The 23,965-nt window shown below is 33.4% G+C and carries 23 protein-coding genes; 4 read left to right on the forward strand and 19 right to left on the reverse strand.

What is annotated here, in order from left to right:
• The 5 genes from AABL87_RS09430 to AABL87_RS09450 all read right to left on the reverse strand — a co-directional run bounded on the left by AABL87_RS09430 (position 1) and on the right by AABL87_RS09450 (position 7,725).
• Entirely contained in the window at positions 1-2,544 is a 2,544-nt protein-coding gene (locus AABL87_RS09430; RefSeq protein ID WP_341277250.1) for a hypothetical protein, read from the reverse strand.
• A 797-nt stretch (positions 2,545-3,341) separates the two neighbouring features.
• The gene (locus AABL87_RS09435) at positions 3,342-4,280 is read right to left on the reverse strand and encodes a ParB/Srx family N-terminal domain-containing protein (protein WP_341277251.1); all 939 of its coding nucleotides are present in this window, start codon (positions 4,278-4,280) and stop codon (positions 3,342-3,344) included.
• 170 nt (positions 4,281-4,450) lie between these two features.
• The gene (locus AABL87_RS09440) at positions 4,451-4,936 is read right to left on the reverse strand and encodes a GNAT family N-acetyltransferase (RefSeq protein ID WP_341277252.1); all 486 of its coding nucleotides are present in this window, start codon (positions 4,934-4,936) and stop codon (positions 4,451-4,453) included.
• A gap of 7 nt (positions 4,937-4,943) precedes the next feature.
• On the reverse strand, positions 4,944-6,380 hold the full coding sequence (mdtD, locus tag AABL87_RS09445) for a multidrug transporter subunit MdtD (RefSeq protein WP_006264050.1): 1,437 nt from the start codon (positions 6,378-6,380) through the stop codon (positions 4,944-4,946).
• Between the two features lie 670 nt (positions 6,381-7,050).
• Positions 7,051-7,725, reverse strand: a complete 675-nt coding sequence (locus tag AABL87_RS09450; RefSeq protein WP_341277253.1) for a hypothetical protein — start codon at positions 7,723-7,725, stop codon at positions 7,051-7,053.
• 127 nt (positions 7,726-7,852) lie between these two features.
• Here AABL87_RS09450 and AABL87_RS09455 point away from each other — a divergent pair, with 127 nt between their 5' ends.
• Complete coding sequence (locus AABL87_RS09455) at positions 7,853-8,308, forward strand: hypothetical protein (RefSeq protein ID WP_006261552.1); 456 nt, start codon at positions 7,853-7,855, stop codon at positions 8,306-8,308.
• 66 nt (positions 8,309-8,374) lie between these two features.
• Complete coding sequence (locus tag AABL87_RS09460; protein WP_006261553.1) at positions 8,375-9,094, forward strand: VIT1/CCC1 transporter family protein; 720 nt, start codon at positions 8,375-8,377, stop codon at positions 9,092-9,094.
• A 91-nt stretch (positions 9,095-9,185) separates the two neighbouring features.
• Here the strand turns inward: AABL87_RS09460 and AABL87_RS09465 are convergent, their stop codons facing one another.
• Both AABL87_RS09465 and AABL87_RS09470 read right to left on the reverse strand, forming a co-directional pair.
• Entirely contained in the window at positions 9,186-10,013 is an 828-nt protein-coding gene (locus tag AABL87_RS09465) for a helix-turn-helix domain-containing protein (RefSeq protein WP_006264053.1), read from the reverse strand.
• A 129-nt stretch (positions 10,014-10,142) separates the two neighbouring features.
• Positions 10,143-10,910, reverse strand: coding sequence for a hypothetical protein (locus AABL87_RS09470; protein WP_006261555.1), 768 nt, complete (start codon positions 10,908-10,910; stop codon positions 10,143-10,145).
• A 205-nt stretch (positions 10,911-11,115) separates the two neighbouring features.
• Here AABL87_RS09470 and AABL87_RS09475 point away from each other — a divergent pair, with 205 nt between their 5' ends.
• Positions 11,116-11,343, forward strand: coding sequence for a hypothetical protein (locus AABL87_RS09475; protein ID WP_230456741.1), 228 nt, complete (start codon positions 11,116-11,118; stop codon positions 11,341-11,343).
• A 234-nt stretch (positions 11,344-11,577) separates the two neighbouring features.
• Here the strand turns inward: AABL87_RS09475 and AABL87_RS09480 are convergent, their stop codons facing one another.
• The 8 genes from AABL87_RS09480 to AABL87_RS09515 form a co-directional block, all read right to left on the reverse strand.
• Entirely contained in the window at positions 11,578-12,993 is a 1,416-nt protein-coding gene (locus AABL87_RS09480; protein ID WP_071307581.1) for an outer membrane beta-barrel protein, read from the reverse strand.
• Complete coding sequence (locus AABL87_RS09485; protein ID WP_006264056.1) at positions 12,990-13,556, reverse strand: RNA polymerase sigma factor; 567 nt, start codon at positions 13,554-13,556, stop codon at positions 12,990-12,992. The genes AABL87_RS09480 and AABL87_RS09485 overlap by 4 nt, the downstream gene beginning before the upstream one ends.
• A 51-nt stretch (positions 13,557-13,607) precedes the next feature.
• Complete coding sequence (locus AABL87_RS09490; RefSeq protein ID WP_006261558.1) at positions 13,608-14,192, reverse strand: DUF4840 domain-containing protein; 585 nt, start codon at positions 14,190-14,192, stop codon at positions 13,608-13,610.
• A 343-nt stretch (positions 14,193-14,535) separates the two neighbouring features.
• Positions 14,536-14,754, reverse strand: a complete 219-nt coding sequence (locus tag AABL87_RS09495; protein ID WP_073145063.1) for a hypothetical protein — start codon at positions 14,752-14,754, stop codon at positions 14,536-14,538.
• An 11-nt stretch (positions 14,755-14,765) separates the two neighbouring features.
• Positions 14,766-15,869 carry a porin gene (locus AABL87_RS09500; RefSeq protein ID WP_341277255.1) on the reverse strand — a complete coding sequence of 368 codons (1,104 nt, stop codon included), beginning with the start codon at positions 15,867-15,869 and terminating at the stop codon, positions 14,766-14,768.
• Positions 15,870-16,298: 429 nt separating this feature from the next.
• On the reverse strand, positions 16,299-17,471 hold the full coding sequence (locus AABL87_RS09505; protein WP_006261562.1) for a PepSY-associated TM helix domain-containing protein: 1,173 nt from the start codon (positions 17,469-17,471) through the stop codon (positions 16,299-16,301).
• 3 nt (positions 17,472-17,474) lie between these two features.
• The gene (locus AABL87_RS09510) at positions 17,475-19,814 is read right to left on the reverse strand and encodes a TonB-dependent receptor (RefSeq protein WP_341277256.1); all 2,340 of its coding nucleotides are present in this window, start codon (positions 19,812-19,814) and stop codon (positions 17,475-17,477) included.
• A 131-nt stretch (positions 19,815-19,945) separates the two neighbouring features.
• Positions 19,946-20,467, reverse strand: a complete 522-nt coding sequence (locus tag AABL87_RS09515; RefSeq protein WP_006265673.1) for an NAD(P)H-dependent oxidoreductase — start codon at positions 20,465-20,467, stop codon at positions 19,946-19,948.
• Between the two features lie 115 nt (positions 20,468-20,582).
• Here AABL87_RS09515 and AABL87_RS09520 point away from each other — a divergent pair, with 115 nt between their 5' ends.
• A complete protein-coding gene (locus tag AABL87_RS09520) occupies positions 20,583-20,957 on the forward strand; it encodes a winged helix-turn-helix transcriptional regulator (RefSeq protein WP_006265674.1) in 375 nt (124 codons plus the stop codon).
• A 372-nt stretch (positions 20,958-21,329) separates the two neighbouring features.
• Here AABL87_RS09520 and AABL87_RS09525 read toward each other — a convergent pair whose 3' ends face one another.
• Genes AABL87_RS09525 through AABL87_RS09540 form a run of 4 tightly spaced genes read right to left on the reverse strand, consistent with a single transcriptional unit; the run spans position 21,330 to position 23,703 of the window.
• Positions 21,330-21,887 (reverse strand): Smr/MutS family protein, encoded by a 558-nt coding sequence (locus tag AABL87_RS09525; protein ID WP_041892754.1) that lies wholly within the window; start codon positions 21,885-21,887, stop codon positions 21,330-21,332.
• Positions 21,880-22,089: a hypothetical protein gene (locus AABL87_RS09530; protein ID WP_235280442.1), complete on the reverse strand. Its 210-nt coding sequence runs from the start codon at positions 22,087-22,089 to the stop codon at positions 21,880-21,882. The genes AABL87_RS09525 and AABL87_RS09530 overlap by 8 nt, the downstream gene beginning before the upstream one ends.
• 46 nt (positions 22,090-22,135) lie before the next feature.
• Positions 22,136-22,783 carry a pyridoxamine 5'-phosphate oxidase gene (gene pdxH / locus AABL87_RS09535; protein WP_006265677.1) on the reverse strand — a complete coding sequence of 216 codons (648 nt, stop codon included), beginning with the start codon at positions 22,781-22,783 and terminating at the stop codon, positions 22,136-22,138.
• An 11-nt stretch (positions 22,784-22,794) separates the two neighbouring features.
• A complete protein-coding gene (locus AABL87_RS09540; protein WP_006261567.1) occupies positions 22,795-23,703 on the reverse strand; it encodes a ribonuclease Z in 909 nt (302 codons plus the stop codon).
• Positions 23,704-23,965 lie beyond the last annotated feature (262 nt).

Raw genomic sequence — 23,965 nt, forward strand, 5'->3', positions numbered from 1 at the left:
TTAATTAGTTTTTAATTCATCTAATTTACTTTGATAATAATCAATCAAACTTTGTTTATCACTAACAGTATCTTTAAATTTTTTCTCAAGTTCAGCTAATAGTGGTATTCTGATTACATCTTCTCCAATTAGATTTATTTCTTTAAACAACTCATCTCTTTTTTTTATATCAATACTTGATATCTTCTCTATTTTTTCAAATATTTCATTAATCTTCTCTTTAGCAAACTCCCCCATAAAACCTTTATCTAAAAAGAACTCATCAGCTAATAAATCGTGTATATTAGCCCCAAAAGAATTAATATTATCTCCTGCCACTGGCTTCCCATCCTTTAACTTTAATACATTCTGTGATGGTATATCAGAGAGAATAAATGGGGAGTGGGTGGATAACATAATATTATATTGAAAATCTGGGAAAAATGAAAGGATTTCAATTAGCTCTTTAATGTATTCCCTTTGATAATTGGGATGAAAATACAACTCTATTTCATCCATTATAATATTGATTATTTTATAAACAATTTTATTATATTGTGTATCAAAAATAGACTTCAGGTTAAATAAGTGATAAGAAATTGATAATAATGAATTTATCAACTGTTGCTCTCCTGAACTCAAATCTTTAATAGGATAACTTCCTTCTTGTCCATCTTTTTTTACCTTTATATTAAAGGTAAAAAAAGCAATAGGTACTTTCTCAATTGAAATTAAATTACCTTCATTATTTTTAGACAAAAAATAATCACTATTTGCATTCAAATGATAAAAACCCGTCTCTTTGTCAAAAAAACCAATATTACCTCTATCTGGTACAAACATTTCTTTCAAAATATCCTTCGAAAAATATTCGATAGCTTGTGTAAGCTTGAATCTTATATGACTATTATCTTTTTTAAGCCTCTCAACAAACCTAAGAAAATCATCTTTTACTCTATTATCTATCAAGCTTATCAATTCATCTACAATTGATTTATAAAATTCTAAAGAATCTACACTAAGCGTAATATCATCTACTAAATTCCTTATCATTTTACGTCGATCATCAATATAAACCTTTTCATTTTCAATATGGTAAAACAATTCTAAGGACAGTAAAGAGTCATAAACTACATTATATAATACTTCACTACTTACTCCATCTTTACTGTTCTTTAACTCATCAGATAATTTATTAACAAGTAAACTTCTAATATCTTCATTTTTTCTATCTAAAAACAAATATTCGAATCTCTTATATTCTGTATATGTTTCAGTTATCTTACCTAATTTTTTAAATATATATAATATATTCAAATATTGTAATTCATTTATATTAACAACATCTTTATCCCTGTTTAGTACAAATTGATTTAATTTTTTTTCTATAATTTCCTCATTGTAAAAATCAATAAATAAATCAAAATCTAATTCTTTAGAAGAACTCATTATTCGTAAAGTATTACAGAATTCAGTTAATGCCTCTATTTCATTTTCAGCTTCAAAACAACTTTCTAAAAAATTTCTAAACCTATTCAAAACCAACAAGTCATTCTTTGCTAATTTTTCAATAACTTCATTAGAAAACTTTCTTTCTGATAATTTTAATTCAACATCTTCAGCATAAATAAACCCTTTATACTCTTCATCAACTGTAAATTTATAGAATTGGTGTTTATAGATGTTTATAGCATACTCTATGCTATCTAAACTAATATTAGAAACCAACTTTTTATTTCCTATTACAAAATAATTAATAATCAATCTCTGTAAATTAAGGCTTAATTCTCTATTTACATCAATATTACCATAAGTCCTCATTGGATTAATAACTAAAGGTGTTTGATAACCATCATTTTTATGAAATAAAGGTTTTAACCATTTATAACCTTCATGGCTGTTATTCAAACCGTACACGCCATAATTCAGAGCTATATTATAAAATGGTAACATACCTACATGCTCTCCTATCTCTTTATCATATCTAGTACATAGTTGCCAAAAATCAATCTTATCACCTGTATTAATGTCATCCATAATATATCTGTTATTTTCATATATATATTGATGAGATACAGTTATTCCTATAGAGTTATACTGAACCCTAATTAGTTTACTTCCATTTTCACAATACAATTCAAGTTTAAATTTTTTTACAGTTTGTATGGTATTTTCTTGTTTCAAAATCCCTCTAGTACGAGAAAAATCAAATAAGAAATAATAAAACAGCTCCAATAAACTACTTTTACCACTACCATTCTCACCTACTACAGCAGACACATTAATATTCTTACCAAAAAAGTCATTAGGTAATTGTTTATTATACTTAATAACTTTGATCTCTTTATTTTCCAGCTTTAAGTAGTTATCTTCTTTATTACTTACTTCTTTGAAGTATTGGTCTTGATAATCTATAAAAGATTTACCTTCCCCTGTATTCTCATCATATTCATATAAATAATCATACTCATTATAAAATCTATAGATACAGTTTGGTTTTAATCCTTTTAGTAGTGAAGGGTCAGTACCTTCCAGTGGTCGTATAGCAAGTAATTTAAAGCTCATCGTTAGTATATTTTAAGAATACTAATATACTACACCCTTCCTAATTTAAAATGGGGTATTCCGTAAAACAAGGCTTTTACTTAGTCATCTTCCTCTTCTGCCTACCTCCTCATAACACCTACTTCTTCAAGACCACTACAACATCTCTTCAAGATTCCTTCAATAAACAACCTCTTAACTAGAGCATTCTTGGGGAAATGTTGAAGAAGTGTTGAAGAAAATCACTCTATGAAGCGTCTTTACTGGGGTTAGGATAGGTTGATTATTTTACATTTTTATTAGACACAAACATAAATACCTAATTATAAGAAACATACGTAAATAAGATAAAAATAAAAAACTATCCTTTTTTAATAGATAAGAGACTAAAAGAGGTTTTATAGACTAAAAACAGCTTGTAATTATAGTTAATTAGGGTAGATTATGGGTTTTTAAAGCAATTAAGGGGTGTATTTAGTAAAAATCATGCTTAATTATACTGCGGAGGTAATCATCCTTACCATTGCGTGCTGATAGGATGGGATTCTTCGCAAGCTCAGAAAGACATAGCATACAGGGTATTGCGAGGATGTATGTTATACATCCCTACCGTTGTGTGCCGATAGGATGGGATTCTTCGCAGGCTCGGAAGGACATAACGTATCATAATTTAACCACCCTACTCTGTGGGTCCCCCTCCATGAGAATAACCTCATTTCTTTGTGATATCGTGATAGTGTAAAGATATTGATTTATAAAAGACAATATACTTTAACGAAACAACAAAAGACCAAAATCACAAAAAAACTATAGTAAAATTACAGTTCATCTTTCAACTGCTTAATATACTTCTCTCTTTCAGGATAATCAATGCGTTCTAGATATTCTGTTACCTCTGAGAGCCACTCTTCATTGGACTTGATCTTTACTCGAGCTACTGTCTTCTGTTGGAAATAAGGTCTATCATCAAAAGCCTGAGCCAAATGCTGATTCATTGACGCTGCTGTTTGTGGACTTACAGGTTTACCCTCTGATTTAGCTAAAGAGTGTAATATTCCTCGCTGGTAATCAGGGTTCATAATAGCTTCTTTATACTCTCCTGAATAGGCTAATACTACTGGGATTTCTTTCTTTTCTAAGATAGCAACTCTTAATCTATAGTTGCCATCTATAATCCAATATCCTCCAAGAGAGGGGATATACCATGCGAATATAGGAGGTAATGTTCCCTCTATCGCTTTCTTACGCCACCACTTTAGGCGACCTGAGTGTTCATCTACTTTACGCGAGTACAGTAACTCCCTATCCCAACGCGCATAAGTAAATGCATCAAAGTCATCTTCTACTGCTACAGTAGTTCCATAATTAGGAGGAGATGCAAAGTCTTTATATCCTTCAAACAACCAAATAGAGTCATAAAAGAAGTGCTTATTTGACGACACCATTTCTTCCGCAAAATAGCGAGACCATGACTTTAGTCTTTCTTCAGTTGATAGCTCTTTGCGCTTCTCTACTTCTTGGGAATTGATATTCTTAATCAGCCTACTCTCCTCTTCGAAAGTTCTTACTACTCCTATATCACAGAAGTCTCTACTGATCAGTCCCCACATCACTGGTTTATCTTCAAAGACCAACTTCATCTTCCAATTCGAACCACTCAATAATTGCATTGTAGGAGGTGTTAATCCTTCTACTGTTAGTTCTAATGCTTTCCATTGTTGATGTTCATTTGTGATATCTTTCCAATAATATTTCATGGGGTGTATTTTATTGTGGTGGTAAAGGTAAGGTGTTTTTATTAAAATGGGTACGAAGTCGGGAGACTTCGCACAGCATACAAGACGTGATAACGATTGTGTGACACGCATAATATTGCGTCTCTACATGATATACCATCCTAATTGCCGAAGGCAAAAACTGTAAACCGTTAACTGTTAACCATTAACTCAAACCTTCTCTTTCCTTCTACCTCGTAATCTAACACTTCTACGAAACCAATATTCGCCATCATCTTTAGAGACTTTTCGTTTCCACTACGGGCTATGCCCACTATAGTGGTTACATTAGGTTCATTCGCTTTAATATACTCCATTAAACCTATTGTCCCCTCTTGTCCATAACCATACTTCCAAAAGTCCCTCCCGATAGAGAAACCTATTTCTACAGCTGTAGGAGATTCGAAGAAGTACATCGCAGTTCCGATTAATACCTCAGTATCTTTCTCTATCACAGCCATTCTCATTTTGGTTCTACTTTCCCATTCTTGATGAGCTTGATGCACCATATTCTCTGCTTCTTCTATGGTCTCTAGAGGTTTACTACCTCTGTATTGCATCGCGTCTTTATCAGAGTAGATGTATAATAATTGTTCTTTATCTTCTATGACTAATGGTCTAAAATATAATCTGTCCATGGTATCGTTAATTTGTTTGTTGTTTTGGTTCTTTGTATTCTCTTTTTTCGACTAGGCTTGCTCCTGCTTCTACACTTAATCTTGCAAATACACGACTAGATAAGATGGTGATAATTCCCATGACTAAAAAGGTATATCTAAACACGTCTATTCCTTGATCATTTGTCCCAATACTGCTATTTTGGAACATCACTAAGATCATCGCTGAGATAGATATCCCTAGACTGATGGCTAACTGTTGGGTAACGGATAATAAGGTGTTTCCCTCACTTGATGTATCATTGTCTAAATCTGCTAATGCTATGGTATTCATAGAAGTAAACTGTACTGCATTAAATGCTCCGTTGCAAATCATCAAAATCACCAATATCCACATTGGGGTATTTTTATTGATAAAGAAGAAACAAGAGATGATTATTCCGGTCAATATTGTATTGACAATCAGTGTGTTTCTATATCCAAATTTGCGTACAATAGGGATGACAAAGTTTCTAAAAACAAGGTTGGCTCCTGCCTGTGGTATCATCATTAACCCTGCAAAAAAGGCAGAATACCCAAAGCCAACTTGTAGTAGTAAAGGTACCATCAGTGGCATTCCCCCTACTCCAAATCGAGTAACTAGATTGCCTATTAGCCCTACTCTTAGTGTTTTTATCTTTAATAAGCTTAATCTGATAAGAGCCTTAGTAGTTCTCTGTGCGTATCGTATGTATCCTAATACGCAGATAATGGTAAGTACTCCTAATAAAATTAGGGTTGTCGCTGTAAATTGGGGAGAGTTCCATCGTTCAATAATCAGCGTAATGGTAGTCAATCCTCCACTGATTAACAGCCATCCTTTTAAGTCAAATTTGCCAACTGTATTGGTAAAATTAGGAACAACCTTTCTTGCCCAAACCATAGCGACAATGCCGACAGGTAAATTAATCAAGAATATCCAATGCCAAGAGAACTTCTCTACTAAAAAACCTCCTGCAGTAGGTCCTAACATTGGCCCTATCAATGCGGGTATGGTGATAAAGTTAATGATACCTAGTAATTGATCTTTTGGATAGGCATAAATCAGTATTAACCTCGCTACTGGTACTAACATAGATCCTCCTATAGCTTGGAATATACGAGCTAAAACGAGTTGATCTAAAGTATTAGCTATAGAACAAAATAAGGATCCTAAGGTAAAGATACCAATGGCTAACATCAGCATATTACGTGTACCAAAGCGGTCTGCCAACCATCCACTTAAAGGGATTAACAGGGCTACTGTCAAGGTATACGATACGATAACGCTCTGCATCTCTAAGGGTGACTCTCCTAAACTTCTAGCGATAGAGGGCAATCCTGTGTTTAGGATAGTACCATCTAAGGCTTGCATAAATATAGCTAACGCAGCAAGCCAAGGTAAATACTTTTTCACCTTTGGGTCTTCAACGATCCCTATTTCCATAATGTTGTAATACTAAGATTAATTAATTCGTCATCGCTGTTGTAGTAGAGCTAACTTTAGATAGACCACGAGGTAAAATGAATAAAATACAATGCTCTTATACACTATATAAAATTGCTATCGCGATGATAAACAAATATAAATAATCCAATCTATTCCCTCAGTTGTCCTATGACAAGTTCGGTCTAAAGAAATTACAAAAAGACCTCAGCTCTAACAACAAAATCATAGCATTACATCAATTAATGTACCGAATAGAAGTATATCTTATTTTTTATACAACGAATTCAGTTGGAGCTCATTTGTATAATTTAGTAAAACTTTAGGGATTTCATTGGTTAACAGTTGACTGTTAACAGTGAACGGTTTTTAAATCGCGTTTAAATGGCTATTAATCTTGTGAAGTGATAAATTATAGTGAGCTATTAAATGTAAATAAACTTAAAAGCAATATAGAGATGGAATACCTTCCATCTAACACATAATATATCATCCACATTGTGTTCTGACAAAATATAAGATAAACTAAACTTCCCCTTTATTGCTCTAGATTAGGTACACTAGCAGTATTCATGATATATACTAATTCAGACAACGTTCCTCAGCAACAATATCGGGCGGATACTTCACAAATCCCCAAACGATCAAGTGACCTAAAAGAGATAAATGCTTAATGCCTCAATTGATAAGGATACCAATCAAAAGAGGTCTCATGAAGTGCAAAGAAATGCGTTGGCAAGACTAGTCCGATAGCCTCTAGCCCTTTCTGTAAAACGGTAGTATCTTCTAATTCTTTTATTTCGGCACCAATCATCTGTTTATACTCCCCTGTCAATTCATCAAAGTAATACACCTTCATCTCTCCATCGAAAACTACTACTATTTCTTCATCTATATCACCTCCCCACATCTCACACTTATAGTACACGAAAGGTTGTTTTGTCTCTTCATTTAACTGTTGTAAGAAAGCGAGTAACTTACACTGTTCTAATGTAAGGTTCAAAGACAATACCATTGGAACAATCTCTATATGTTCTAAGAATTGCCATTTGTTCTTTTTATATTCAGCATAACTTGCATAAAACGCATTGGCCTTATCATCATAGGCTGTTCTACTCATAGAAGGATTGATAACGAATAGTCCATCCTGAGGTAGGCTGTGTTTAATATGCTTTCGTTCGTGATGTTCATTCTCAAAGAAAATTTCTCTGGTCCATTCGCTTCTGATTCCCTTTTCTAGTGTATCTATATTGAATAATCCTTGTCTTAATTCTTCTATTTGTTGCAATCGTTCTATCACTGTGGTATTCGCGATAGTGTACACCTGCTCTGCACTCCAGCTCATAGTATCTATTTTAGGCTAAGATACAATTATCCGTTTTTACCTAAAATAGGTTTGCTAAAAATTGTCTTGCTAATCCTTTGCTTTATTTGTAACTTGCTGTATAACAAAACAACACTTCACTATTCTTATGGTACAGTCTCAATATAGTTCAAGAATTATCAAATTATTATTGATTTTACTTATTATTGCTTTAGTACTTTTTACCCTATTTTACTTTATGGCAGATGATGCACAGAGTGGCCATGTTGGCTTCAAAAGTCATTATGGCTTCGTAGGAGGAGTTACCTTAGGGTTAGTCTTATTTGTATTTAGTTTTTCATTAACGATGACGATGGTCAAGGATATCACAATCCAAGAGAATGATATCTTAGTCAGAAACCTTATTGGAAGCAAAAAGAAATTTTACAAACCAAATACAGTATGTGTGCTAGCACATACTAAACGAGTTTTTCTAGGAGCTACAGAATACATCGTACTCCAAGAAGGAGAAAAAAGCACAAAGATATTTGAGTTTAGTTATAAAAACTTCGAAGAAATAAAACAACATCTCAATATAGATGTAGAAGGAAAAAGGAGAGAATAGTGTCAAAAGCACTACCTCTCCTTTTTTCTTAAACTTCTTTTTTAAAAAATACGAAAACACACTAAAATGAGCGATAACAAAGATAAAATAACGATAGACAACTATCTAGATAGTCATTATATCAACCGAAGTAATTGGCTTAGGGCAGCTGTCTTAGGGGCTAATGATGGTATTATATCTGTATCGAGTTTAGCGATAGGTGTTGCGACAGCTAGTGCATCAAGAGAACCTATACTACTTGCCACAGTGGCAGGGCTAGTAGCTGGTGCATTATCGATGGCTGCTGGAGAATATGTATCTGTAAGCTCTCAGACGGATATAGAGAATGCGGATATAGAAAGAGAAGCAAAAGAACTTGAAGAAATGCCTGAAACGGAATTAAAACTTCTAGCACAGATCTATGAGAGGCGTGGATTAAAAAAAGAAACGGCTATGCAGGTGGCTATTGAGTTAACTGAAAAAGACGCTTTAGCTGCTCATGTCAGAGATGAATTAGGGATTAATGAAATTAATCAGGCCAATCCTATGCAAGCAGCTCTAGCCTCGGGTGCATCATTTACTATCGGTGGAGTACTCCCTCTTGGGGTAGCCCTATTAGCACCTGTAGACGAAATGGAATACTGGCTATATGGTTTTACGATTGTATTTCTAATAATATTAGGGGCATTATCAGCTAAGACTGGCGGATCAAGTATCAAAAAAGCAGTACTCAGAATCGTTATCTGGGGATCTATAGCCATGGGACTATCAGCTCTAGTAGGTTATCTCTTTGGTGTGAATGTATAAAATATTCCTTGCTGTAAATACAAAGAGAACTTAGTACTGATACTAAGTTCTCTTTATATATTAATCAAACTTTTCTAAAAGTTCTAAATAACTACTTATTTCTATACCCTAAAGGAGAATCTCCTATATGTAACTTAAAAAAGCGGTTGAAGTACGAAATATTATCAAAGCCTAGTTCATAAGCACATTCTTTTACAGTCATATGGCTGTGTTTTAATAAATACTGAGCCTCTAGTAATAGACGTTCGTGTATTAACTGAAGTGCAGTCATCCCTGTCTCTTCTTTTATGACTTCTGTCAAATGCTTTGGCGTAATACCCATCAAGTCTGCATATTGTTGTACTGTTTTAAGCCCTTTAAACTTCTCTTCTAAGTGTTGTTTAAAAGTATAAGTCAATTGGTACTGTCTATTCATTCCCTTGTGAAAGCCTAAGAGACAATACTCACAAGCTCGGTTGTAATCATACAATATCTCAATCAGCTTCAAGCGAATGATATTAAGGTGATAAGGTCCTTTAGTGTCTAACTCCCATGCGAGATTATTAAAGTTCTGTAAGACTTGTTTAAAAGAGTCTTCTAACTTATACATAGGTGGATAATCTGCATTTAAGAACAATAATTCATCCACAATCATCTCCTTGACATAATTGCGGTACAAAAAACACTTCCTAAAAAAAATCTGTAAGACTCTAAAGTCATCTGAAGCTTGTCCTCCAAGATAAATTACTTCTGGTGAAATAATAGACATAGAGCCCTCGTGAATGGTAAACTTATGGTATCCTACTTTTAAGTCTATATGTCCTCTAGTACAAAGGATAAGTGTATAGTAATCTTGCTTTTGAGGAGTAGTCAATACTAGATTATCTACTCTTGTATAAAAATCTATTTCTTTATTTGTTTCTAAACCAACTGTCTTCATCTTCCCTTCTATTTTATCAGACTACAAAATAAAACTAATTAGCAATAGGAGTCCTTAATATTACCTTAAATTCCGTGTTTTGTACTATATCTTCCGACTAATTGTGCTTCCTTAAAGATATTTACTCCTTTATTTTTTAACTAAATAAACCATTGCTTTAGCCACTTTATCCATATCTAAACTTAAAGTAGGTGCACTATACACATCAGGTAACATATATGCTTCTCCATTATTTAAAACAAACATTCTATCTCTCTTCTCATTCCATTTACCAACTAAGATGTAACTTCTAGTAGTATTATCATAAACAGAAATATCGTATACTATGTTTATTCCTCCATTATCTTTATAACGTTTTACCTTTCCATAAGAAACAAAACTTCCTTTTTCATTCCTACCAAACTCCCCTAAATCATTAAATACCCAATTTTGGCTAGAAAATCCTTTTACATATTCTTCAGTATCAACATAAGCCTTTCTATTCGCTTCTAGCATAGCTCTAGTTTCAGAATCATCATAAGTCATTATTGCTTTAGCAGCTTCTTTATCCAATCCTGTAGGTGTAAAAATCTTGTAAATCCCAAAAGTAAACTCATCAATTACAATCTTAGACTTAGACATACTCCACTTCTTATGAGTAGGACGAACTAAAACAACCTTTTCCTTGTCTTCTGGCAATGTTACTCTAACATAAAACTTTTGTCCATCTGCTATACGAGGATCAGCTATAACAACAGGTTCATTATCTAAGGTAGAAATAGTATAAACTCCTTTAACTTCTTCGACATTAGCAATAGGTGTCTTATCATATAATACCTTTCCTTTTTTAAACACCACTTTCTGTGCTGTAGCAAGTGTACTTACACTTAACAATAAACAAACTAAAAAACTCTTCATAGTAATTATTTTAAATTATGTTAATACAAATCTACAAAATAATGAATACTAATTAGATACATTTTATACATATCCCAAGAGAAAAAAATCTTATGAAAACCTCCTTCGTTAAATAATCCTCTTTTATGTATACTATCCACTTTATATTCAGTATATTTATCTACAAGAGAGTAGTTAAAGTTATTTAGAAAATGTCAATATGCCTATGAAACCAATTAGAACGGAAGAAGATTATCACATGGCTTTAGTTAGATTACAGCTATTAAAAGATGCTAAGCCTAATACTCCTGAAGCAGATGAATATGAAGTTATAAATATTTTACTAGAACATTATGAACGCGAAAATGCTCCTATGGGAATGCCAGATCCTATAGATAGTATCAAAATATTTACAGAATACTTTAAAGAAGAAGATCCTGATAAGGAAGAATAATATCTGAAAACGCTTACTTAACTGTAAGCGTTTTTTTTTATCTCCTAAAAAAAAGCACCTCTGTAATAAATTACAGAGGTGCAGAGGGTGATAAATTAATTAAAAACATTACTATATATAACCTAACTACATAGTAATATGAACATAAAACTTACTAACACTTTACTTTTCACTTTTCATAGATTTTTGAAGATTGTAGTATATAGACACTTCTACTTCCGACCTTCTAAATGTTTATTCTTTACTTTCTATTGATTTCTTTGAATTAGGGATCGAATAACGCAACCCTAACTGTAAATTAAAATCAAAGGGCTTCTCTGTATAAATAGTTTTAATAGAACTCCCATTATCAAAATAATATCTCGCTCCTGGTTCTACAAAAAGCCCTACACTCTTTGCTAATTTATACTCCATACCTATTGCTACATTTGCAGATGTTTGTATTCCTTTTACAGTTACCTTTTCGTCTGGTCTCTTTTCTACATTCTGATTAGCTTGAAACTTAGTTTTAAGTGTTCCATATACTGACTTCTCTATATGAAAACCACCATTGACATAAGCTGAGAAATTACCTTTCTCCCATAAATTATAATTCACCTGTATAGGCACTCCTACATAATGTAGTGTCTGAGTATTTATAATCTTATACTCTTGACTTCCCGAAGTAAGATCAGAGGATAATTTAGTATAAGTAATACCTGTATTGATTCCCCATTTATCTCCCATAGGATAGTATAACGCTATACCAAAGCGTATAGGCTTCTTATGCGTAATATCGGTATAGACTTCTTTATTCTGATTCACAACATAAATCTCAGATAACACCGCACCTGCCATTCCTAAATCCAAGGGTGCATCAGCTCCTACCTTCATCGCTCCACTCATTGTATTATATCCACTTTGTTGCATACTAGATGTAGAGGCTATATTACTTGATATTAACCCTAAAGAAAAGCCTCTATTCTTTTTTGACTTTACTTCAGTTTTAATTTCTTTTTCCTTTACCTGATTTTCTACAATAGCAGTTTCTAAGTTTTTATGACTTTCTTCTACTAAAGTCGCTAACTGTTCTTTAACCTCTTCTTTATCTACTGTATTTGGAACTATAGTTACATATTCCTTCTCTTGGTTTACTGAATTAGAATTGTCAGCTACCTCGACAATAGAAGGCTCTCTCCTCTCTTCTATTGCCTTGATAGCATGACTGCTTGCCTTCTCCTTTTCAGTTGAAGTCAAAGCTTTGGTATTTGTGTGTGTTTCTTTGGTAATTATCTCTTCTTCTACCTTATCTAGATATTGATTCTGTCTAGAATTAGGCGTTACCTCAGTCTCTTTAGCATCTATAACAATACTATCTTTTTCTTTATCATCATGCTGTAAAGCACGTTCACTTCTCAAATATAACTCTACACCTCCTACTAACACGATTGCTATAGAAGCCACGATCCCTATAACTCTTTTTAAGTCAATTCTTTTAGGTGCTCCTTTTTTATTTGTTGCTTGCTGTACAGTATCTGACCATAATGGTATGATTTTTCCCTTCTCTTCCCCAAAAAGTTTTTGTTCCAAATCCTCCCACAACCCCTCTGGTCCGATCTCTGTATGATCCTTCATCTTCTGTTCCAGATCATTTAACCATTTATCGTTCATAAGGCGCTTGTTTTGGGTTTATTATATAACTTTATCTTCTGCATGAGTATTTTCTTTGCTCTATGAAATTGAGAAGCTGACGAACTCTCTCCTATTTCTAACAGTCTACCTATTTCTTTATGACTCTTTTTTTCAAAGACATAGAGGTTAAAAACCATTCGGTATCCATCAGGTAAAGAGCGTATCAATTCTAAAATCTCTGACTCTGGTATCTCATCTAAGTTTGGTTCTTCTTCAACTACCTCTACTAAATCATCCACTAGAGTAGGAAATTCTATTTTAGTAGTATCTCTAAGAAATTTTAAAGATTCATTAATGATTAATCGTGTCGTCCACGCTTTTAAAGAACCTACTCCCTTATACTCAAATGAGCCAATAGCATTAAAAATCTTGATAAAACTATTCTGCATCACATCTTTTACATCATCCTGACTCTTAAGATATCGCATACATACATAGGTAAAATGTCCTGAATAGAATTCGTAAAATTCTTTCCAAGCAGATTGGTCTTTAGATTGTAATCTATCCACTAACCCTCGTTCTACACTATCTTTTTTAGTCATTTGTTGTATAAACATTATGTTTGGATCTAATATGGGTAAAACTAATTCTAATTACCTTTTAACAGATCCTGGAAAAAAATACTTCACTTCTACAAAGTCTTTATCTTCTTTTCCATCTACAGTTAATTTATCTACTATCCACTCAAACTTCACCATATCATATCTATTGGACACATAGACTCCTTTATATTTTGTAGTAATATGCGCTACTACATCTTGTTTATTATCGTCCATCGGAATTGTGAACTTCAATTCTTTAGGATTCATAGTTAATATTAACGCTGTTCCTGTCTCATCTATTACAGACGTATAAGCAAGGTCATACTTTACCTTATCCATCTTATTTAATATTTCCTCCGTTTTTCTAGCATCTTTAACTACTGACCCTACAAGCTCCCTAACAGGTAAATTATCAAATACAATCAAACTATCATTAATTTTAAAAATTGTATTTTGTTCATTCATCCACTTTCCTTGTAGAGTAAAAGCTTTACCACTATAACTCCCTACTACATCTCCTATCTTAACAGGTTTATTTGGCTCTACATTATTATCATCACTAATGCACGATGTAAAACTAATACCAACTAAACTAAATAAGATCGTAAACATTTTAATTCTTCTTACTGCTCTCATTTTACTAGACTTTTAGTTTGTTTAACAATATTTCATAGTGAGTACTCATCTATATAAACCCAACTTTTAAAAATCCTTGCATGATGGAATTAAAAAAAAACTACTTATTCTATATAAATTTACAAAAAACAACCTTTAAGACATTACAAAACAATACGTTATATAAACAAATTATTTTTATTATTTACAGAATAAAAGATAATCTATTACCCTTATCTCATAGTCATAGATGCTTATCTACTCCATTCCCCATCAATTATAACTATAAAAAAAAACTTGCTACCCTAAATTAGGGCAACAAGTCTTTTTTAATCTACAAGTAAGAATACTTACTCTATTCCTTCTATTTTCGCAATAAATTATCTACCAAATCATACCCTTCAAGATATACATTATGTTCGCCAATATCATCAGCAACAACTTGCATTCTAATCTTTTTACCCTGTTTAATCAACGAACTAACTATTTGGTGTAATTCTCTATCCTCTTCCTCTGATAAGTCTTTAAACAATTGCATTGTTTTGCTCTCCTCATCTATTAATAATTCATTGTACTTCATCATATTTACTCTATTTATAATTTAAACAACGGCACCATCCATCTCAGCCCTACTGCTATCTGATGCTCATTCTTATCTGCTTTAGAAACTTCATAATTCTTATAATCATAATTTAAAAAGTTATAAGCTGCAAAAAGCCTAAGATCCTTAAACGCTTTATCATTAAATGGATTGTACTCGATAGCTGTAGAAACTCCCTTTAAAGCATAAGACACATTACTCTCAAGGTCTTTTCTATAATTATACATCACTTTTACATAAGGAGTCACTTTATGGAACTTATACTTCACAGAAGCTGTCGTCACATTATCCTTCACATATGCGATTCCCTTGGTACCTGTATTTAAGTCTGTAAAAGCGGCATCGCCTACATTTCTAAAACCATACATCCAGTCTACCTCTGCCATAAAGTTATTTAATGTCAATCTATTTCCCATAGTTACCCAGCTGTAATACTTCTTCGCATCATGTTGAAATAACGCATACCCATAGCGCGTTTTCAAATGTTTTTTAAACAATTCTCCTTCCCATAAAAACAATCCTCCATAAGCCTTATTTTTATAATCTTCTGCCACAAACTGCTCTCCCTGAGAGACCATCTGTAACTTAAAAGACTGTCCTTTTACTTTATAAGCAATACTAGCTCCTGGACTAAAAAGCTCAATAGAACCAATGATATTCGTAAACATATATAAATCAGCACTGTTATAAGACAACTCCGTAGATCCCCAAGCTGTAAACTGTTTTCCCATACCCACTGTCCAATGGTCATCAATATTATACTCTAAAAAAGCAAACTCTAAGGCATTAGACGCTACTGACTCATTCAGTCGATATCGAAGTGAGTAGGTAAGCTTATTATTATAATTCCCTTTTAAATAAACTCGCGACTGTACTAATCTAAACTTACTATCAGAGGTTCCTGATCCACTTGTCTTAGTCAAGTTCTCGTACTTTGAGTCTAGATATACTTCTAAGGTATTCACTTTCTTAGGCGCATCGGGGTTAGCCTGCTGTGTCAATACACCTAATAAAGTTGATTCTTCTTTTTTTTCATCTTGAGCCATCACACTTATCGTTCCCAATAGGATTGCACAGATTGTATATTTAATATTCATAGTTTGGTAGATTTTTAAAAAGTTTAATATAATTCTTTTTTAAACATCATTAACAAAACTTTACCATAATTGTACAAATATGAGTATTCTAAAGATAGAAGTTCAGACTCTCAAATAACACAACATAAAAAGCAATTCTATTTATTATGCTAAATAAACTCAATATTTCAATCAACAATAATCACCTCTATATGAACAGATACAGATCATTCGATAACTTAGAACGTCGTATCGAGATAAATACCAATAAGATTATGACAAAAAATAGGTATTCTCATTTTATCTATATAAAGCTATGTTTTTAACAAAACTTATTGTATCTTTATAATGTTGTGTATTAGTATGAATTTAATGAAGAATCACTTTTTATGCCTAGGTGGGTGTATTAAGTGATTTTTTTATACAAAAAAAAGCCGTTAGTAAATGTTACTAACGACTCCTTTTTTTACTTTTCTTTTGTTTGTTCAACCAAATTATCAATCCTGTAACTGGTAAGGAAGCAAATATAAGTGATCCTATAAAAGCGAGTATCTTAGTAGGGTATCCCCATATCGTGCCTACGTGTAAATCGAAGTTTAAAGAATTTACTTTAGTGCCTAAAGCTATTGATGTATAAGTATGATCTTCACGAGTGACTATATCTCCTGACTTTTTATCAAAATACAACCATTCGAATTTACTCGTCTTATCCTGTTCTAAACGGATCTGTAAACTATGAGGCTCTTTCTCATCCTTAGATAGACGAATAGACATCATATCAGCATAACCGAACTTATCTAAAGCATAAAATACCGCATTGTCTAAAGTATTATTTGTTATCTGAGGTACAGTATCAAAAGCAGTAGGTTCCATTACCTGAAATTTATCTTCATCTACTTTATTAAGTGTTATTTCTACTGCTGATCTAAACTTAGGAAAGGCAAATAATACACCTGTCATCCCTATCACTATAGCTAATAGGAAGGTGTACATACCCAGCAAATTATGCAAATCATGATTTAACCGCTTCCAATTGACAGAAAAATCAAATGCGAAACTTCGCTTAAATGTCTTACCCTTCCATTTTTTAGGCCACCATAAGATCAGACCCGTAATCGTAATAACCATAAATAACACCGTACTTCCACCTACTACCCAACCTCCTATTTTACTTCCTAATAACAGATTGCGGTGTAACTGTAACACGACATAAAAAAACTCTTTCTTTGTATCTTCTACTTTCTGAACTGTACCAGTATAAGGATTTACGAATATTCTTTTATAATAAACAACTTCATTCCAATATCCTATTGCATGCTTATCTGTCTTAAGTGCTCTAAACACCCAGGTTCTATCTTTAGCAGGATAAATATCTACTCTATTTACAGGGTATTGCTCTCCTACTGCTTGCTGAGCTATACTTTGAAGAGATGAGAATAACAATGTTTCTCTATTATAGTCACCTAAATTATCCTTATCATCAATATAAAAATTACTTGGATAAACCATTTTCTTTATATCATCGTGAAAGACATAAATACACCCCGTAATACTTACGATGACAATAACAATTCCCGTTATTAATCCTAGCCACTTATGCAGCCATAGCATAAATTTCTTCATCTACTAGAAGTTGTATTGTACGCTTAGATTAGCCTGCATTCCATTTCCTCTCACATACTCTGCATCAGTCCCTCTGTATTGGCTCACTACTGGATAATACGTTTTATTAAACAAATTCTCAATACCGACATTTACCTTCCACGCTTTATTTAAGATATAAGTAGATGCTAAATTAAACAAACTAATGTCTTTTACAGGTCCTTCACTATTTTTATAACCTCCTTTTTCATTAGGATTAAAGCGATTTCTACTTCCTGAATACAACCAATATAACTGTATATTTAATTTATCTGATGCAGTATAATACACAAAAGCTGTCGCTTTAGGTGGTGAGATACGTCCCCCATTTAAGTATACTTTACTTCCATCGTCGAACTTTGCCTTTCCCTCTACATAAGCATAAGTTCCCCCTACTGTCCACTGTGGCGTTAGTGCGACCTCAGCAGTCACTTCGAATCCGTGTACTCGCTCAGGTTCACGCTGTGCTACTAAATATCCTCCTATATCTACTAAATTAGCTCCTAACTTAGATGTGCTTAAAAAATATGACCCTGTAAAACTAAACATAGAAAACCTACTAGAGAACCCTACTTCGTAGTTATTCGTAATAATTGGTTCTGTCTCTAGCTTGTCTAATGTACTCTCTGTTGCTCTTCTTAAGATTCGCCCTAATTCATTAATAGCAAATCCTTGAGAAAAACTAATAAAAGGGTTAAAATACTCATATTTATTATAGCGTAACCCTACGTTAAACAATGTTGTTTTGTAAGGAATTTTACCTCCTTGAACGAAAATACTTCCCTCGTTATTAGGCCCTGTAGCGATCGTATTAAAATCATCTACTTTTACATTTGCATTCTCATATCTAACTCCTGTTTTTAGTATCAAGTGATCTACTAAATCTATTTTTAATTGTGCATAAGGCGCAATATTCACCATATCCATTGTAGGGATATACACACGACCATCTGTTAAGTCTTGGTCTGTTTTATCATTTAAAATATCTATTCCATAAGTCACTTCACTCGGCATCTTAAATACTGTAAAAGGAGTATTTAAGTTTAAGCGAATACCTTTCTTCTTAGAGTTAATTCTCGTTTGTCCTGGTCCATACCATGCCGTTCCTTTTTCTACATAGCGGTTCATCGAGCGAAATGAATTCATATATAATGACACATCTAACTGTGTTTCTAAAAACAAGTCATTGTTCGTGTACCCCAACATAACATTGTGGTTATAAGGCGTACCTGAGTTTTCACCAGGATCTATCCCTGCTACACCTACCGTTGCTTCACTACCATACTTACCTATCTTACTGATATATCTGGCGTGTTGTGTACTTGTATAGCCATTATAAAAAGCGCGAATAGACGAATTATCATTGATATCATATGTGATTTGAGCGAACAAGTTCTTTTGATACGTATTAGACAGTCCATCTATCTGCCCTAATATCACTCCATCTCCGTCTCGCTGTAAACCAGTATAGTCGATAGACGCACCAGCCATATAGTTCCAATTTTTATACTTCCCTCCGAAAGACTGAGATACTTTATATCCTAATGTACCACTACTGTTCGCTGGATTAAACGAAGTTCCCAATACAGTAGTTCCACCAAAAGTTTGTTCTCCTCTATTTTTCTTGGTTATATAATTAATAATCCCCCCAGTAGAACCATTTCCATAAATAGAAGTAGCTCCTTTTATCACCTCTACACGCTCTATTGCAAATGGCGCAATCGAACGTATATCACGAGCTCCGTTCATCAATGGTGTAGATTGTGGAATCCCATCTATTAAGACTAATAGAGGCCTACCTCTTAATGTCTGTCCTGACGAAGTTCCCTTATTTGTCGCACTTCCTAGACCAGGTACTAGATTACTTAATATCGTCGAAATATCAGTTGTAACACTCATCTGTTTTTCCATCTCCTTCTGATTAATTATTGTTACAGAAGATGGAATAGTAGCTATATTCTCTGCTCGTCTACCAGCAGTAATAACAATCTCATCTAACGACTCCTCTAATTTCTTTAATACAACTTCAATAGGGTTTTCTAATTTTGTGTTATTAATAGTAACCAATTGTTCCTCGTAACCACTAGCTAAAACCAATAGAGTAGCTTCATTTGTTGTTATAACATCTATGGTCAGCTCTCCTTTACTATCCGTTTCCCCTATTTTATCTCCATTAATAATAATCTCTGCTCCTCTAATTCTATTTAAACTTGAATCGCTCACTTTCACTAAAAAAGTTTGAGAAAGCACCGAAGTACTAAACAATAAAATAGTTAAATACACTGCTTTAGTGAACATACTAGATAATATATTTGATGATAGCATAATGTTTATATGTTGTTATAATTATTTCATTTCGCAGCAAAAATAAATAATTATTTATATTCATTCTATTTAATACTGTTTTTTTACAAAAAAAATCGTTAGTAAATCATACTAACGACTTGTCTTTCTGCTTATTTCTTCAATAATTCCACATATTGTTTTACAGCTTCACTCACTTCTTGCTCCGTAGGTCCATACGCATTATTTAACGCTACAAAGCCTATATAGTTCGCATCGATATACTTGATAGTAGCTATTACAGGTAATAAAAACTCTTCCACTGTAAATCCGTAATGACTATCTTTTACATAAGACTCTTTTACACCACCAGTAGTGGTTACTATACCCATTTTTTTACCTACTAAAGCACCTTGTTCTACTCCGAATGCCCAGCCATAAGTAAGCACTTCATCTAACCATAACTTCAGTAAACTAGGTACATTAAACCACTGTGTAGGGAACTGAATGATTATTCTATCGTGATCTAATAACAACTCTTGTTCCCTCTCTACATCTATCTGCCCATCGGGATAAGCCTCATAAATATTGTGAATTGTAAGTTGTACATCTTTTGGCAATGCTTCTAACAATGCTCTGTTCGAATTTGACGCTTCGTAATTTGGGTGTGCTAATACTATTAATACTTTCTTCATTGTAATGATTTTCTTAATTAGAGTTACTCTCTTTTGGAGAGCAAATGTATTACCTTTGTATAGGCCACACAAGAACGCACGCCTAAGTAAGATACTAACCTCCAAGTAATTAATAATGAAAATCAATAAGTTAAATCTAAAAAGTATTTTAGAAGCAGATACATGTCCTATTAGATTAGTACTCGACAGAATAGGTGAGAAATGGTCTATGCTTATCCTTCTCCTATTAAGAGATCACGGTGTAATGCGTTTTAATGAAATAGATAAAGCAATAGGAGATATTTCTCAAAAAATGCTCGCCAAAACTTTAAAAACCTTAGAAGCTGATGGTTTTATTACGCGAAAAGTATATCCTACAGTGCCTCCTAAAGTAGAATATACACTTACTGAACTTGGATTAGACTTAGTACCCTATATCGAAAACATATCAGTCTGGGCATTTAATAATTTAGAGACAATTCTAAACAATAGAAAAGAATTCGAAAAGTAATTAATATAAACTTCTCTGTCTATTTTCTCTTCACTCGATTGGCATAGACATATCACAAATACAACTAATAAATCATAACAGGAACACTTAAACTAAATCTATAAAGCAATTATATGTATTACACAACATATATCTCCACAGTGATGTTGGCGCGGACTTGAATCCGTGTCATACATTCCACACAGGGATTCCATAATAGTAGGGATGATTACGTGCCGATAGGACATAATATCCATATAGTATAGGACGTATATGTCCACAAAAAAACGACAATACAGCCTAGCCATATTGTCGTTATATTTTATATCAAGAGTATATTAAAAAAGAACTAATTCCTAATTCCTAATTCCTAATTCCTAATTCCTAATTAACTTATCTGACGTTTTGTTTAAAGTAAATCTGTGTAGCGCCTAATCCATACTTCTGATAATTCGCATCCTCAGCTACTATCTCCGCATATCTACTGAATAGAAACTCTAACTCAGCCTTTAGGACACCCTCACCTACTCCATGTATAAATACAATACGAGGAATGCGATTGCGGATAGCGAACTCTACCTGCCCTCTAGCTGTATCTAGCTGTAGTGTCAGCATATCGTGCTTCTCCATACGTCTATAGTCATTCGTAAGCTTCTCTATATGCAAATCTACTTCTAGGATAAACTCATCCTTACGCGAACGTTTTTCCTTCGTAAAAGAACGTTTTATAGGATCTACTTTTTCTTGTAGTGCTTCACTAACCGAACTTCTAGTACTAGCCGAGCGCATATCTACCTCGTCCTCTTTAGCTATTTTTAAAAGCTCATTCGGTTTATACGTTAATATAAAACCTTCTTTAGATTCTATAGTTACCTCATCTCCTATAATATTAATGACAACTCCTTCTTCGTTCTCATCTAATACTTGTACATAATCTCCTTTGCTAAGCATCTTTCTCTTCTTCTTTTGCTTGATTGATTAAATCTTTCTTTATTCCTGCATCGAACTCCCGTTCCGCAGGTCCTTGTTGACGAGTGTTACTAGGTGTCTTTTGCATCAATCTCGCCATGGAGAAAAAGAACAAGGCTACACCCACTACTTGCACCCATATTTTTGGTTGGTCCTTAGAACTTTCCATTAACGCCCATCCCATAAAAAACAGGGTTGCGATAGTTAATACGATCTTTGCTATTTTCATACTACGGTGCTAGTCGTTCTATTTTCCAATCTAAACCATCTTCTGTCAATGTATATCGAATACGATCGTGAAGACGATTAGCTCTTCCTTGCCAAAACTCAATAGACACAGGTTTTACTACAAATCCTCCCCAATTATCAGGGCGTTTTACCGTATCTTCTGTCGCTTCTTTTTCTAATTTATTGATAGCATCTTCTAATACTTGATGATTAGGGATGACCTCACTCTGATTAGATACGATAGCTCCTAATCGACTTCCTAAAGGACGGCTATCAAAATAATTATCAGATTGAGCTGCACTAGCCTTACTAGCAATACCCTTGATAATAATCTGACGCTCCGCAGAAGGCCAAAAGAATGATAAACACAAATGTGGATTAGCGATAATAGCCTTTCCTTTCTCAGAGTTATAATTTGTATAAAACACAAATCCCTCTTCGTCATAAGACTTTAAAAGCACTACTCTAGACTTCGGAAAACCATCCAATCCTATTGTAGATACCGTCATTGCATTTACCTCATCTACTCCACCGAAATCCTCTATCTCATAAAACCATTTCTTGAATTGCATCATTGGGTTTTCGTCTACACTACTCTCTAACAATACACTCTTCTCATACGATTTTCTGTAATCACTTAAATCACTCATATCTAAATCTATTATAAGTCAAACACTTTACCATCGTCTCCATTCAGTATTTTACCACTAAACACAGTCTCTGCTTCTTTCTTAAACAAGGTAATATCATTATATCTCGTAGAATAATGCCCAAGTATTAAAGTCTTCGCATTCGCTAGCTTTGCAATACTTGCTGCCTGCTTAGCAGTACAGTGTTTCGTTCGTTCTGTATAATGCTCTTCACTGTCTAAGAAAGTACTCTCATGGTATAATACATCTACATCTTTAATGATAGGTACTATGGCCTCTGAATAATAAGTATCTGAACAAAAAGCGTAACTCTCTGTAGGCTCTGGATCATAAGTAATATCCTTATTATCCACTACAGTACCATCATCCAATGTGATATTACCACCACTTTTGATCTTCTGATAATAACATCTATCAATACCTAAATCTTCTATAGCCCCAATACGCAACTTTCTATCTCCAGGCTTAGTCTCAAAAAGATATCCATTAGTATACACACGGTGATCTAATGGTATGGTACGTACAATAACCTTATCATCTTCGAATACTACTCTACTCTCTTTACTAGTCTGTTCATGAAAGAATAGTTTATATCCAGAATAAGAATTAGACAATCTCAGCTGCAACAAAGTCACTTCCTTAATCCCCTTAGGTCCATAAATGTGCAAATCAGAAGTTCTGTTTAACAACATATACGTTGAGATTAACCCTATCAATCCATAGAAGTGATCCCCGTGCAAATGAGAGATAAAAATATGATTGATACGTTGGAACTTCAACTTATGACGTCTTAATTGTACTTGAGTTCCTTCACCAGCATCGATTAAAAACATATGTCCTCCCATCTCTAAAACTTGAGATGTAGGGTTAGTTATCGTTCTTGGTGTTGCTGCATAACAGCCTAATATAGTAAGTTTCAATATTGTCTTGTTTTAATTTTTGAGCTTGTAATTTACAAAAACGACAAGCTAAGTCAAAATAAAAGGCTTAAATTACTTTAAGCCTTTTGTATATTTTTATCTAAAATCCTAAGTCTCTTTGGATTTCATCCATTTCTATCGAAAGTGCTACGCAAAGTCTCCTGACTTTGAGTCTGAAATAAAAACAGTTCTTAAAACCCTAAGTCCCTTTGGATTTCATCCATTTCTATCGAAAGTGCTACGCAAAGTCTCCTGACTTTGA

The organism is Myroides sp. C4067, from assembly GCF_038039665.1.
GTDB classification, from domain to species: domain Bacteria; phylum Bacteroidota; class Bacteroidia; order Flavobacteriales; family Flavobacteriaceae; genus Flavobacterium; species Flavobacterium odoratimimum.